This window comes from Polaribacter sp. R77954 (assembly GCF_044595335.1).
In the GTDB taxonomy this organism is placed as follows: domain Bacteria; phylum Bacteroidota; class Bacteroidia; order Flavobacteriales; family Flavobacteriaceae; genus Polaribacter.
In genome coordinates this window covers 3,760,497-3,774,100 of the sequence record NZ_CP138992.1, presented here as the reverse complement: position 1 = coordinate 3,774,100, position 13,604 = coordinate 3,760,497, and the positions used below count along the sequence as shown (strand labels likewise).

General features: G+C 33.7%; 10 protein-coding genes and 4 tRNA genes. All 14 read right to left on the bottom strand.

The genetic code is table 11. From position 1 onward, the window contains the following. Positions 1 to 115 precede the first annotated feature (115 nt). The 14 genes from SJY27_RS16250 to SJY27_RS16185 all read right to left on the bottom strand — a co-directional run bounded on the left by SJY27_RS16250 (position 116) and on the right by SJY27_RS16185 (position 13,587). Positions 116 to 427, bottom strand: coding sequence for a DUF3467 domain-containing protein (locus SJY27_RS16250; protein WP_397447938.1), 312 nt, complete (start codon positions 425 to 427; stop codon positions 116 to 118). A gap of 193 nt (positions 428 to 620) precedes the next feature. Further along, complete coding sequence (gene rpoC, locus SJY27_RS16245; RefSeq protein WP_397445921.1) at positions 621 to 4,895, bottom strand: DNA-directed RNA polymerase subunit beta'; 4,275 nt, start codon at positions 4,893 to 4,895, stop codon at positions 621 to 623. Between the two features lie 113 nt (positions 4,896 to 5,008). Continuing rightward, positions 5,009 to 8,818: a DNA-directed RNA polymerase subunit beta gene (gene rpoB / locus SJY27_RS16240; RefSeq protein ID WP_397445920.1), complete on the bottom strand. Its 3,810-nt coding sequence runs from the start codon at positions 8,816 to 8,818 to the stop codon at positions 5,009 to 5,011. 155 nt (positions 8,819 to 8,973) lie between these two features. Beyond that, on the bottom strand, positions 8,974 to 9,348 hold the full coding sequence (gene rplL, locus SJY27_RS16235) for a 50S ribosomal protein L7/L12 (RefSeq protein ID WP_397445919.1): 375 nt from the start codon (positions 9,346 to 9,348) through the stop codon (positions 8,974 to 8,976). A gap of 50 nt (positions 9,349 to 9,398) precedes the next feature. Next, on the bottom strand, positions 9,399 to 9,917 hold the full coding sequence (gene rplJ / locus SJY27_RS16230; RefSeq protein WP_397445918.1) for a 50S ribosomal protein L10: 519 nt from the start codon (positions 9,915 to 9,917) through the stop codon (positions 9,399 to 9,401). A gap of 21 nt (positions 9,918 to 9,938) precedes the next feature. Further along, complete coding sequence (gene rplA / locus SJY27_RS16225; RefSeq protein WP_397445917.1) at positions 9,939 to 10,628, bottom strand: 50S ribosomal protein L1; 690 nt, start codon at positions 10,626 to 10,628, stop codon at positions 9,939 to 9,941. Between the two features lie 21 nt (positions 10,629 to 10,649). Further along, positions 10,650 to 11,087, bottom strand: a complete 438-nt coding sequence (gene rplK, locus SJY27_RS16220) for a 50S ribosomal protein L11 (RefSeq protein ID WP_397445916.1) — start codon at positions 11,085 to 11,087, stop codon at positions 10,650 to 10,652. Between the two features lie 70 nt (positions 11,088 to 11,157). After that, positions 11,158 to 11,706, bottom strand: a complete 549-nt coding sequence (gene nusG / locus SJY27_RS16215; protein ID WP_397445915.1) for a transcription termination/antitermination protein NusG — start codon at positions 11,704 to 11,706, stop codon at positions 11,158 to 11,160. Positions 11,707 to 11,716: 10 nt separating this feature from the next. After that, positions 11,717 to 11,905, bottom strand: coding sequence for a preprotein translocase subunit SecE (secE, locus tag SJY27_RS16210; protein WP_397445914.1), 189 nt, complete (start codon positions 11,903 to 11,905; stop codon positions 11,717 to 11,719). Between the two features lie 17 nt (positions 11,906 to 11,922). Then, positions 11,923 to 11,995: transfer RNA gene (locus SJY27_RS16205), tRNA-Trp, on the bottom strand. A gap of 79 nt (positions 11,996 to 12,074) precedes the next feature. Continuing rightward, entirely contained in the window at positions 12,075 to 13,262 is a 1,188-nt protein-coding gene (gene tuf, locus SJY27_RS16200; protein ID WP_397445913.1) for an elongation factor Tu, read from the bottom strand. A gap of 62 nt (positions 13,263 to 13,324) precedes the next feature. Further along, a tRNA-Thr gene (locus tag SJY27_RS16195) sits at positions 13,325 to 13,397 on the bottom strand. A 17-nt stretch (positions 13,398 to 13,414) separates the two neighbouring features. Then, positions 13,415 to 13,487, bottom strand: a tRNA-Gly gene (locus tag SJY27_RS16190). Positions 13,488 to 13,505: 18 nt separating this feature from the next. After that, positions 13,506 to 13,587 (bottom strand) — tRNA-Tyr (locus SJY27_RS16185). Positions 13,588 to 13,604 lie beyond the last annotated feature (17 nt).

Sequence of the window (13,604 nt, the reverse complement as noted above, 5' to 3'; positions counted from 1 at the left end):
TAACGAAAATATTATTCATATATTTTTATATATGTTTTTTATGTTTAGTATAAATGTTTTTTATGTTTTTTTTATATAAAAACAAAAAAAAGTGAAACTTTCGTTTCACTTTATATTAGGCTTGACCAGTTGGTCCAAAATTCATTGGAATTGGTGGTTGCTCATAATCTTTAATTTCTCCATGCTGTTGTTCAAATTTTCTAACGTTATCTGCTAAAGCTTTTGCTAGTCTTTTTGCATGTTGTGGTGTTAAAATAATTCTAGATTTTACTTTTGCCTTGGGTACTCCTGGCATAATATTTATAAAATCTACTATAAACTCCGACATTGAATGGTTAATAATTGCCAAGTTGGAGTAGGTTCCTTCCGCTATTTCTTGATCTAGCTCAATGTTTAACTGTCCATCTTTATTTTGATTTTCTTCCATGGTATTTTTATGTATTTTATGTTGATTAATAATGGTGTAACTATTGTTAATCATGGCTTTATTTCTCAGAAATAACTGCCAGCTAAAGCTAATGATTTCTGTATAAAATAAAAAAAAAGTTGAATTGATTATTGTAATTAACATTACAGTAAACAATTCAACTTTAAATAATTCAACGTTTACACGTATATACTTAGAAACTTTGTTCCATCTCGTCTTTTGGTCCTACAATAATTTTATCATAAGCTCTCATACCTGTACCTGCTGGAATTTTCTTACCAACAATTACATTTTCTTTCAAGCCTTCTAACGTATCAATCTTACCATTAACAGCTGCCTCGTTTAATACTTTTGTAGTCTCTTGGAAAGAAGCTGCAGAAATAAACGATTTTGTTTGTAATGATGCTCTTGTAATACCTTGTAAAACTTGTTCTGCAGTTGCAGGTTTTGCATCTCTAGCTTCAACTAAATTCTGATCATTTCTTCTTAATAAAGAATTTTCATCTCTTAATTGACGTGCAGTTATAATTTGACCTGCTTTTAAGTTTTCTGAATCTCCAGAATCTTCAACAACCTTCATTCCATAAATTGCATCGTTTTCTTGGATGAAATCTGTTTTATGAATGAGTTGATTCTCTAGGAATAAAGTATCTCCAGAATCTATAATTTTCACTTTACGCATCATTTGACGCACAACAACCTCAAAATGTTTGTCATTAATCTTTACCCCTTGTAAACGATATACTTCTTGAATTTCGTTTACTAAGTATTGTTGCACAGCAGATGGGCCTTTAATTCTTAAAATATCAGAAGGTGTTGTTGCACCATCAGATAATGGTAAACCTGCTTTAATAAAGTCATTCTCTTGTACTAAAATCTGGTTAGAAAGTTTTACTAAATACTTTTTAATATCACCAGTTTTAGATTCTACAATAATTTCTCTATTTCCTCTTTTTATCTTTCCGAAAGAAACCACACCATCAATCTCAGAAACCACAGATGGATTAGAAGGATTACGTGCTTCGAATAATTCTGTTACACGTGGTAAACCTCCTGTAATATCACCTGCTTTACCAGATTTTCTAGGGATTTTTACTAAAGTATGACCAGAGGCTACAGTATCTCCATCATCAACCATTAAGTGTGCACCTACTGGTAAACTATAAGAACGTAATGCATTACCATCTTCATCTTCAATAATTAAAGATGCAATGATTTTTTTGTTCTTAGAATCTGTAATTACTTTTTCTTGGAAACCTGTTTGTTCATCAATTTCTACAGAGTAGTTCATACCCTGAGTTAAATTGTCGAATTTTACTTTACCAGCAAATTCAGAAACAATTACACCATTAAATGGATCCCATTGTACAATTACATCTCCTTTTTTAATGGTTTTTCTTTCTTTATCAAAAATAATAGAACCATAAGGTATAATATTTGTGCTTTGCGTAATACCGGTTTTCTTATCAATAATCTTAATTTCTGCTGTTCTAGAAATTACGATATCTACTTCTTTACCTTCATTATCTTTACCTTTTACAGTACGTAAATCATCTATAGTTACATTACCATCAAATTTAGCAATTAACTTATTTTCTTCTGATATGTTACCAGCAACCCCACCAACGTGGAAAGTACGTAATGTTAACTGTGTACCAGGTTCTCCAATAGATTGTGCTGCAATTACACCTACTGCTTCACCAATTTGTACTTTATTACGTGTTGATAAACTTAAACCGTAACATTTAGCACAAATACCTTTAGAAGACTCACAAGTTAAAGCAGATCTAACTTCTACACTATCAATACCAGATTTTTCAACTGCATCTGCTAATTGAGAAGTAATAGATTGATTAGCCTTAACAATAATTTCTTCCGTTAACGGATGATAAATGTCTTGTAATGAAATACGACCTTCAATTCTGTCTGATAAAGATTCTACAATCTCATCATTTTTCTTTAAAGGAGTAACTTCTAACCCTCTTAACGTACCACAATCTTCTTCATTAATAATAACATCTTGAGAAACATCTACCAATCTACGTGTTAAGTAACCAGCATCTGCCGTTTTTAAAGCGGTATCTGCTAAACCTTTACGAGCACCGTGAGTTGAGATAAAGTATTCTAAAATTGATAACCCTTCTTTAAAGTTTGATAAAATTGGGTTTTCAATAATTTCTCCACCACCTGCAGTAGATTTTTTAGGTTTTGCCATTAATCCACGCATACCTGTTAACTGACGAATTTGTTCTTTAGACCCCCTTGCACCAGAATCAAGCATCATGTATACTGAGTTGAAACCTTGTTGATCTTCTCGTAAACGTTTCATAGATAACTCAGTTAATCTGTTGTTGGTAGAACCCCAAACATCAATTACCTGATTGTAACGCTCTTTTTGCGTTAACATACCCATGTTATAATTACCTACAATCATATCCACTTCTTTATTAGCTTCGTCGATCATAGATTGCTTTTCAGCAGGAATAATAATATCTCCTAATGAGAATGATAAACCACCTTGAAAGGCAAATTTATATCCCATATTCTTAATTTCATCTAAAAATTCTCCAGTTGTAGGTATATCAGTAGCTTTTAAAATTCCACCAATAATTCCACGTAAGTTTTTCTTAGTTAAAACCTCATTAATATAACCAGCAGCAGCAGGAACTTTTTCATTAAATAAAACTCTACCAACAGTAGTTTTTATAATTTTAGTTACTTGTTCTCCGTTTTCATCAATATCTTGAGTTCTTACTTTAATACCAGCATTTAAGTCTACTTTTTCTTCGTTAAAAGCAATAGTTACTTCTTCTGGTGAATAGAAAGTTAAGCCTTCTCCTTTAATTTTAACTTCTGGAGTAGAAATTCTTTCTTTTGTCATGTAATACAATCCAAGTACCATATCTTGAGAAGGTACAGTTACTGGAGCACCATTTGCAGGATTTAAGATATTATGAGAAGCTAACATTAATAATTGCGCTTCTAAAATAGCTTCTGGTCCTAATGGTAAATGAACAGCCATTTGATCTCCATCAAAATCCGCATTAAATGCAGAACATGCTAATGGGTGTAATTGTATCGCTTTTCCTTCAATTAATTTTGGTTGGAAAGCTTGAATACCTAGTCTGTGTAAAGTAGGCGCCCTGTTTAATAAAACTGGATGTCCTTTAATTACATTTTCTAAAATATCCCAAACAACTGGTTCTTTTCTATCAATAATTTTCTTTGCAGATTTTACTGTTTTTACAATTCCTCTTTCAATTAATTTTCTAATTACAAAAGGCTTGTACAATTCTGCTGCCATATCTTTTGGCAATCCACATTCAGACAATTTCATTTCTGGTCCAACAACAATTACAGAACGTGCAGAATAATCAACACGCTTACCAAGTAAGTTTTGACGGAAACGACCTTGTTTACCTTTTAAAGAATCTGATAACGATTTTAAGGGTCTGTTAGATTCAGTTTTTACTGCTGATGATTTACGCGTGTTGTCAAATAAAGAATCTACAGATTCTTGCAACATACGTTTTTCATTACGTAAAATAACTTCTGGAGCTTTTATCTCAACCAATCTTTTTAAACGATTGTTTCTGATGATAACTCTTCTGTATAAATCATTTAAATCTGAAGTTGCAAAACGACCACCATCTAATGGAACTAAAGGACGTAATTCTGGTGGAATTACAGGAATCGCCTTCATAATCATCCACTCAGGATTGTTTTCTCTATTTTTTTGAGAATCTTTAAATGCTTCAACAACATTTAAACGTTTTAACGCTTCAGTTTTACGTTGTTTAGACGTTTCTGTATTTGCTTTGTGTCTTAATTCAAAAGACAAAGTTTCTAAATCAATACGTGCTAATAAATCTATTAAACACTCAGCCCCCATTTTAGCGATGAACTTGTTCGGGTCTGTATCTTCTAAATATTGATTTTCTTGTGGCAATTCATCCACAATATCTAGGTATTCTTCTTCTGTTAAGAAATCCATTTTTTGTAATGGTTCTCCCTCAGGATTTTTTGCAATACCTGGTTGAATTACTACGTAACGTTCGTAGTAAATAATCATATCTAACTTTTTAGAAGGCAAACCTAAAAGGTACCCCATTTTGTTAGGTAATGATCTAAAGTACCAAATATGAGCAACAGGAACCACTAAGTTGATGTGCCCTACTCTATCTCTACGTACTTTTTTTTCTGTTACTTCTACACCACATCTATCACAAACGATACCTTTGTAGCGAATTCTTTTGTACTTTCCACAAGCACATTCATAATCCTTAACAGGACCAAAAATACGCTCACAAAATAAACCGTCACGTTCTGGTTTATGAGTACGATAATTTATAGTTTCTGGTTTTAAAACTTCACCTTTAGAAACTTCTAAAATAGCTTCTGGTGATGATAAACCAATTGAGATTTTATTAAACTTTTTTACAGTGTACTTCTCTTGTTTTCTTGCCATGTCTTTTATATAGTTATTGGTTTTTAGTTGCTAGTTTTTAGTTTTGATTTTCATATTCTAATTAATGGACTGAAACCAATAACTAAAAACTAACAACTACCAACTATTAAAAATTATTCTTCTAATCTAACGTCTAAACCTAAACCTTTCAGTTCATGCATTAATACGTTAAACGATTCTGGTAAACCTGGTTCTGGCATAGCTTCACCTTTAACAATACTTTCGTATGTTTTTGCTCTACCCATAACATCATCTGATTTTACAGTTAAGATTTCTCTTAAGATACTTGATGCTCCATACGCCTCAAGTGCCCAAACTTCCATCTCTCCAAAACGCTGACCACCAAATTGTGCTTTACCTCCTAAAGGTTGTTGCGTAATTAGTGAGTATGGTCCAATAGAACGTGCATGCATTTTATCTTCAATCATGTGCCCTAGTTTAATCATATAAATGATACCCACTGTTGCTGGTTGATCAAAACGTTTTCCTGTTCCACCATCATATAAATAAGTATGTCCGAATCTTGGCACACCTGCACTATCTGTAATTCCGTTGATTTGATCTAAAGATGCTCCATCAAAAATTGGTGTTGCATATTTGGTATCTAATTTTTGACCAGCCCAACCCAAAACAGTTTCATAAATCTGACCAATGTTCATACGAGAAGGTACACCTAATGGATTCAATACGATATCAACAGGAGTTCCGTCTTCTAAGAAAGGCATATCTTCTGCTCTTACAATACGAGCTACAATACCTTTATTTCCATGACGTCCTGCCATTTTATCACCAACTTTTAACTTACGTTTTTTAGCAATATAAACTTTTGCTAATTTTAAAATTCCTGCTGGTAATTCATCACCTACTGAAATTGTAAATTTTTGACGACGTAAAGAACCTTGTAAATCGTTTACTTTAATTTTATAGTTATGCACTAATTCACCAACTAACGCATTTAAATCACTATCTGTGGTCCAAGACCCTGTTAAATGGACATAGTCATCAACAGAGTTTAACATTTTAAGGGTATATTTTTTACCTTTTGGTAAAACCTCTTCACCTAAATCATTAAATACACCTTGCGATGTTTTTCCACTAATTAAAGTAAATAATTTATCAATTAATTGATCTTTTAAACTTTCGAATTTAGAAACAAAAGAGTGTTCTAAAGCTGATACAGCTTCTTTATCTCTTATTCTTTTGTTTTTATCTTTTACAGCTCTTCTAAATAATTTCTTATCGATTACAACACCTCTTAATGATGGTGAGGCTTTTAATGATGCATCTTTTACATCACCTGCTTTATCACCAAAAATGGCACGTAATAATTTTTCTTCTGGAGTTGGATCAGATTCTCCTTTTGGTGTAATTTTACCAATTAAGATATCACCAGGATTTACTTCTGCTCCAATTCTAATCATTCCATTTTCATCTAAATCTTTGGTAGCTTCTTCAGAAACGTTAGGAATATCGTTAGTTAACTCTTCAGTTCCTAATTTTGTATCTCTAACATCTAAAGAATACTCATCAATATGAATAGATGTAAAAATATCCTCACGAACTACTTTTTCTGAAATTACAATGGCATCCTCAAAGTTATACCCTTTCCAAGGCATAAAGGCTACTTTCATATTTCTACCTAAAGCTAGTTCTCCTTTTTGTGTTGCATAACCTTCACAAAGTACTTGACCTTCTTGAACTCTATCTCCAGTTTCTACAATAGGTTTTAGATTGATAGAGGTACCTTGATTGGTTTTTCTAAATTTTATTAAGTTATACGATACTTCATCCGAATCAAAACTTACCATAGTTTCTTCTTCAGTTCTGTCGTATTTTATAGTTATTTTATTAGCATCTACATATGTAACAACACCAGCACCTTCAGCATTAATTAAGATTCTTGAATCTTTTGCAACTCTACGTTCTAATCCTGTACCTACAATTGGAGACTCAGGACGTAATAAAGGGACTGCTTGACGCATCATGTTCGATCCCATTAATGCACGGTTGGCATCATCATGTTCTAAAAATGGGATTAAGGATGCAGAAATAGAGGCAATCTGATTTGGAGCAACGTCCATATAATCAATTGCATCTGGGCTAACAACAGGGAAATCTCCTTCTTCACGAGCAATTACTCTATCAGAAACAAAACTTCCATCTTCATTTAATTCTAAATTAGATTGGGCAAATTTCATACCCTCTTCTTCTTCAGCACTTAAATACGTTGGTTCTGCTTTTTCAACAATTCCGTTATCAACTTTTCTATAAGGAGTTTCTATAAATCCTAAGTTATTCACTTTTGCAAAAACAGAAAGCGAAGAAATTAAACCAATGTTTGGTCCTTCAGGAGTTTCAATTGGACATAACCTACCATAATGTGTATAGTGTACATCACGAACCTCGAAACCTGCTCTTTCTCTTGATAAACCTCCAGGTCCTAGTGCAGATAATCTACGCTTATGTGTTATCTCTGCTAATGGATTTGTTTGGTCCATAAACTGAGACAACTGGTTTGTACCAAAGAATGAGTTAATTACAGATGATAATGTTTTTGCATTAATCAAATCGATTGGTGTAAATACTTCGTTATCACGTACATTCATACGCTCACGAATTGTTCTAGCCATACGTGCTAAACCAACACCAAATTGTCCTGCTAATTGTTCACCAACAGTTCTTACACGTCTGTTAGATAAGTGATCAATATCATCAACTTCTGCTTTGGAATTGATTAACTCAATTAAATATTTAATAATAGTTATTATATCTAATTTTGTTAATACTTTTTGATCCATATCAACATCAAGCTGTAGTTTGGTGTTCATTCTAAAACGTCCAACCTCACCTAAATTATATCTTTGTTCAGAAAAGAATAATTTATCGATAATACCTCTTGCAGTCTCCTCATCTGGCGGTTCTGCATTACGTAATTGTCTATAAATATGTTCAACTGCTTCTTTCTCAGAATTAGTAGGATCTTTTTGTAACGTATTATGAATAATCGCATAGTCAGCCATTTCGTTATCTTCTTTATGAAGCAAAATGGTTTTGGTCCCTGCGTCTATTATTTCGTCAATATGTTCTTTTTCTAAAATTGTATCTCGATCAAAAACAATCTCGTTTCTTTCAATAGAAACAACCTCTCCTGTATCTTCATCTACAAAGTCTTCGTGCCAAGTTTTTAACACTCTAGCTGCTAGCTTACGACCTAATACTTTCTTTAATCCGGCTTTTGAGACTTTAATTTCTTCTGCTAAATCAAAAATTTCTAAAATATCCTTATCTCTCTCAAAACCTATGGCTCTGAATAATGTTGTAACCGGTAATTTTTTCTTTCTATCAATATAAGCATACATCACTTGATTGATATCTGTAGCAAATTCTATCCATGAACCTTTAAAAGGAATTACCCTAGCTGAATACAATTTTGTACCATTTGCATGGAAAGATTGACCAAAAAATACACCTGGTGATCTGTGTAATTGCGATACTACCACGCGCTCAGCACCATTAATAACAAAGGTACCTGAATTAGTCATATAAGGAATTGTACCAAGATATACATCTTGTACAATAGTTTCGAAATCTTCGTGTTCGGGATCTGTACAGTAAAGTTTTAAACGTGCTTTTAAAGGTACGCTATGTGTAAGACCTCTTTCGATACATTCTTGGATAGAATATCTTGGTGGATCTACAAAGTAGTCTAAGAATTCTAATACAAACTGATTTCTTGTATCTGTGATTGGAAAGTTATCCATGAAGGTTTTGTACAAACCTTCTTCACCTCTTTCTTCTGCTTTAGTTTGAAGTTGGAAAAAATCTTGGAAAGATTTTACCTGAATATCCAAAAAATCAGGATATTCTTTAATCATTTGAGAAGTTGCGAAGTTGATTCTTTCAGTAGTGTTTTTCGTTGCCAAAAGAGAATATTTTTTTGATTAAAATCTTGAATTAAAATAAAGAACGAATATATACACAAAATGGTTTAGGCCTAAAAACAAAAGTTCTTAGTACCTAAACCTAAATTTGTTATCTCGATTTCGATATCTTTGCCCGATAACCGAGAAGTAATAGTTTACTTAAGCTCTACCTCAGCTCCAGCCTCTTCTAAAGATTTTTTAAGACCTTCAGCCTCATCTTTAGATACGCCTTCTTTTATTGCTGCTGGTGCGCTATCAACGATACCTTTAGCATCTTTAAGTCCTAAACCAGTTAATTCTTTAACTAGTTTAACAACAGCTAACTTAGAACTACCTGCTGCTTTTAAGATTACATCAAATTCAGTTTGCTCTTCAGCTGCTTCTTCACCACCTGCTGCTGGTCCAGCTACTGCAACTGCTGCTGCTGCTGGCTCAATACCATATTCGTCTTTTAAGATAGTAGCTAATTCATTAACTTCTTTTACAGTTAAGTTAACTAATTGTTCTGCGAAATCTTTTAATTCTGCCATTTTAATTGTTTTTAAAATTTTGTTTTATTATAGTTTATTTGTGCGCGTACTTATTTTTCAGATAAAGTTTTGATAATACCTGAAAGTGTTTGTCCACCAGATTGTAATGCTGAGATTACATTCTTAGCAGGAGATTGTAATAATCCAACGATTTCTCCGATCAACTCTTCTCTAGACTTAATGTCTACAAGAGCATCTAGTTGATCATCTCCAATATAAATAGACTCTTCTGCAAAAGCCCCTTTTAATAATGGTCTATCTTTAGATTTCTTCCTGAATTCTTTGATTAATTTAGCTGGTGCGTTAGCAGCTTCACTAATCATCATTGATGTATTACCTTTTAATACAGTTGGTAAGTCTCCAAAATCTTTATCTGAAGCTTCCATTGCTTTCTCTAGTAATGTATTCTTAACAACTGATAATTGAATACCTGCCTTAAAGCAAGCTCTTCTTAAATTAGATGTTGTTTGTGCATCTAATCCTGAAATGTCTGCTAAATATAAGGTGTTAGTATCTGCTAATACTGCTGTTAAATCTTCTATTACTTGTGATTTCTCTTCTCTAGTCATAATATTATAAGTTTTAACGCATTAAACAGTTTTAACCTCAACAGGAATACTAGGACTCATTGTACTAGACATGAAAACACTTTTTACATAAGTACCTTTAGCTGTTGTTGGTTTCAATTTAATGATTGTTTGTATTAGCTCGTTTGCATTTTCTTCAATTTTCTGAGCATCAAAAGATACTTTTCCTATTGCTGCATGAACGATACCAGTTTTATCTACTTTAAAATCGATTTTACCAGCTTTAACATCTTGAACTGCTTTTGAAACATCCATTGTTACAGTACCTGTTTTTGGATTTGGCATTAAACCTCTTGGACCTAAAATTCTTCCTAAAGGACCTAATTTACCCATTACTGAAGGCATTGTAATAATTACATCTACATCTGTCCAACCTCCTTTGATTTTCTGTAGGTACTCATCTAAACCTACATAATCAGCACCTGCTGCTGTAGCATCTGCTTCTTTATCTGGAGTTACTAATGCTAAAACTTTAACATCCTTACCAGTTCCATGAGGTAATGTTACTACACCTCTAACCATTTGGTTTGCTTTACGTGGATCAACGCCTAAACGTATAGCTATATCTACTGATGCATCAAACTTTACATTAGTAATGTCTTTGACTAGCGCTGAAGCAGCAGCTAAATCATAAGACTGTGTTTTATCAACCTTAGCGTGAGCTTCTTTTTGCTTTTTTGTTAATTTTGCCATTTTACTACTTTTTTATAAAGTTTATGCTGGTGCATCACCTTTAACTGTTAATCCCATAGAACGAGCTGTACCTGCAATCATTCTCATTGCTGAAGCAACTTCAAAAGCATTTAAATCTGCCATCTTATCTTCTGCAATAACTTTAATCTGATCCCAAGTAACTGATGCTACTTTCTTTCTATTTGGTTCTCCAGAACCTTTTTTAATTTTGGCTGCTTCTAGTAACTGAACTGCTGCAGGTGGAGTTTTTACAACAAAATCAAACGATTTGTCCTTGAAAACAGTAATAACAACAGGTAATACTTTACCTTGCTTGTCTTGTGTTCTTGCATTGAACTGTTTACAAAACTCCATAATGTTAACACCAGCAGCTCCTAAAGCAGGTCCGACCGGCGGCGATGGATTCGCTGCGCCTCCCTTAACTTGTAATTTAACTACTTTACTAACTTCTTTTGCCATTATAAAATGTTTAATGATTTGTTTTATTGTTGGAAGCTCAAAAACAAATCGGTATATATTTGTGTAACAATTATATCTTTTCTACTTGCATATAACTTAATTCTAATGGTGTTTTTCTTCCAAAGATTTTTACCATTACCTCAAGTTTACGCTTTTCTTCATTAACTTTCTCAATAGTTCCATCAAAACCATTAAAAGGTCCGTCAACAACTTTTACTGTTTCTCCTGTATTAAATGGAATTGCTATATTCTCATCTTGTACTGAAAGCTCATCAACTTTACCTAACATACGATTAACTTCCGATTTTCTCATAGGAACAGGATCACCTCCTTTTGTTTCACCTAGAAAACCTATGACTCCAGTAATAGATTTAATTACGTGTGGAACTTCACCAGATAGATTGGCCTCAACCATTATGTAACCAGGAAAATAAACTCTTTCTCTATTAACCTTTTTACCGTTTCTTATTTGAACAACTTTTTCCGTAGGCACAATTACCTGACTTACATAATCCGATAATCCTACTCTTGAAATTTCTGTTTCGATATACGATTTAACTTTGTTTTCTTGTCCTCCAATGGCTCTAACAACATACCATTTCATTACTGAATCAGCCATAGTCTATTACTTAAAATAATTTGAAAAAGTTATCTAACCCAGTCTGGAAAACATAATCAATACCTGCCACTGCTAAAGCGAATATAATTGTAAAAACAGCAACAGTAACAGTTGTTTTCTGTGCATCTTCTTTAGATATCCACGTTACGTGATTGCTCAACTCTTCAAAAGAATCTTTGATGTATTGTACGAAGTTCATCTTACTTAATTTATTTGCACGGGTTGAGAGGCTCGAACTCCCGACAACTGGTTTTGGAGACCAGTGCTCTACCAACTGAGCTAAACCCGTTTATATTTATTCATAAAGGCATCACGCCTAAAGCGTGACACCCTTTTTAAATATTATTTTTATTAAATACTAATAAAAATTAGTCTAATAATTCAGTTACCTGACCAGCACCTACTGTCCTACCACCTTCACGGATAGCGAAACGTAAACCAACATTTAATGCAATTGGCTGAATTAAATCTACTGTAATTGTTAAGTTATCACCTGGCATTACCATTTCAACACCTTCTGGTAAATTGATAGTACCTGTTACATCTGTAGTTCTTACATAGAACTGAGGACGATAGTTATTATGAAATGGAGTGTGACGACCACCTTCTTCTTTCTTAAGAACATAAACTTCAGCCTTAAATTTAGCGTGTGGTGTAACAGAACCTGGTTTACAGATCACCATTCCTCTTTTAATATCTTCTTTCGCAATACCTCTTAATAAGATACCTGCATTATCACCAGCCTCACCTCTATCTAAAATTTGACGAAACATCTCAATACCAGTAATAGTTGATGACAACTTCTCAGCACCCATTCCAATAATATCTACAGCATCACCAGTATTAGCTATACCAGTTTCAATACGACCAGTAGCAACAGTACCACGACCTGTGATTGAGAATACATCTTCGATTGGCATCAAGAAGTCTTTATCCACCTCTCTTAATGGCTCTTCAATCCAAGAATCACAAGCTTCCATCAACTCTAAGACAGTATCAACCCACTTTTGCTCTCCATTTAAAGCCCCTAAAGCAGAACCTGAAACTACAGGACCATTATCTCCATCATACTCGTAGAATGACAACAACTCTCTTACTTCCATGTCAACCAACTCTAATAACTCTTCATCATCAACCATGTCAACTTTGTTTAAGAAAACAACGATACGTGGAATACCTACCTGACGACCTAATAAGATATGCTCTCTAGTCTGTGGCATAGGACCATCAGTAGCAGCAACAACTAAAATAGCACCATCCATTTGAGCAGCACCAGTAACCATGTTCTTTACATAATCCGCGTGACCTGGACAGTCAACGTGTGCGTAGTGACGATTAGCTGTCTGATACTCTACGTGAGAAGTGTTAATAGTAATACCTCTTTCTTTTTCTTCTGGTGCATTATCAATTTGATCAAAAGATCTAGCTTCAGAGAATCCTGCATCAGCTAATACTTTAGTAATAGCCGCAGTTAAAGTTGTTTTACCGTGATCTACGTGTCCGATAGTACCAATATTTAAGTGTGGTTTCGAACGGTCAAAAGTTCCTTTTGCCATAATTATTGATTTTAATTCTTTAGTTTAAATATATTTAGTGTCTAATAATACTGATTACTATGAGCCAATGACGGGATTTGAACCCGTGACCTCATCCCTACCAAGGATGCGCTCTACCAACTGAGCTACACCGGCTTTGTTGGATTCTTTTGAGCGAAAGACCGGGTTCGAACCGGCGACATTCAGCTTGGAAGGCTGACGCTCTACCAACTGAGCTACTTTCGCATTCTTAAAAAAGTTTTGTGGGAGTGGTTGGACTCGAACCAACGATGTCTCACGACGACAGAGTTACAGTCTGCTGCAATAGCCACTATGCGACACTCCCAAAACTTTTTTTATTTT

Excerpts from the sequence above, each read along its gene's own strand:
- rplJ (WP_397445918.1), bottom strand. The coding sequence starts at position 9,917 with ATGACTAGAGAAGAGAAATCACAAGTAATAGAAGATTTAACAGCAGTA.
- rpoC (WP_397445921.1), bottom strand. The coding sequence starts at position 4,895 with ATGGCAAGAAAACAAGAGAAGTACACTGTAAAAAAGTTTAATAAAATC.
- SJY27_RS16250 (WP_397447938.1), bottom strand. The coding sequence starts at position 427 with ATGGAAGAAAATCAAAATAAAGATGGACAGTTAAACATTGAGCTAGAT.
- rplL (WP_397445919.1), bottom strand. The coding sequence starts at position 9,348 with ATGGCAGAATTAAAAGATTTCGCAGAACAATTAGTTAACTTAACTGTA.
- rplA (WP_397445917.1), bottom strand. The coding sequence starts at position 10,628 with ATGGCAAAATTAACAAAAAAGCAAAAAGAAGCTCACGCTAAGGTTGAT.
- tuf (WP_397445913.1), bottom strand. The coding sequence starts at position 13,262 with ATGGCAAAAGGAACTTTTGACCGTTCGAAACCACACTTAAATATTGGT.
- rplK (WP_397445916.1), bottom strand. The coding sequence starts at position 11,087 with ATGGCAAAAGAAGTTAGTAAAGTAGTTAAATTACAAGTTAAGGGAGGC.
- nusG (WP_397445915.1), bottom strand. The coding sequence starts at position 11,706 with ATGGCTGATTCAGTAATGAAATGGTATGTTGTTAGAGCCATTGGAGGA.
- secE (WP_397445914.1), bottom strand. The coding sequence starts at position 11,905 with ATGAACTTCGTACAATACATCAAAGATTCTTTTGAAGAGTTGAGCAAT.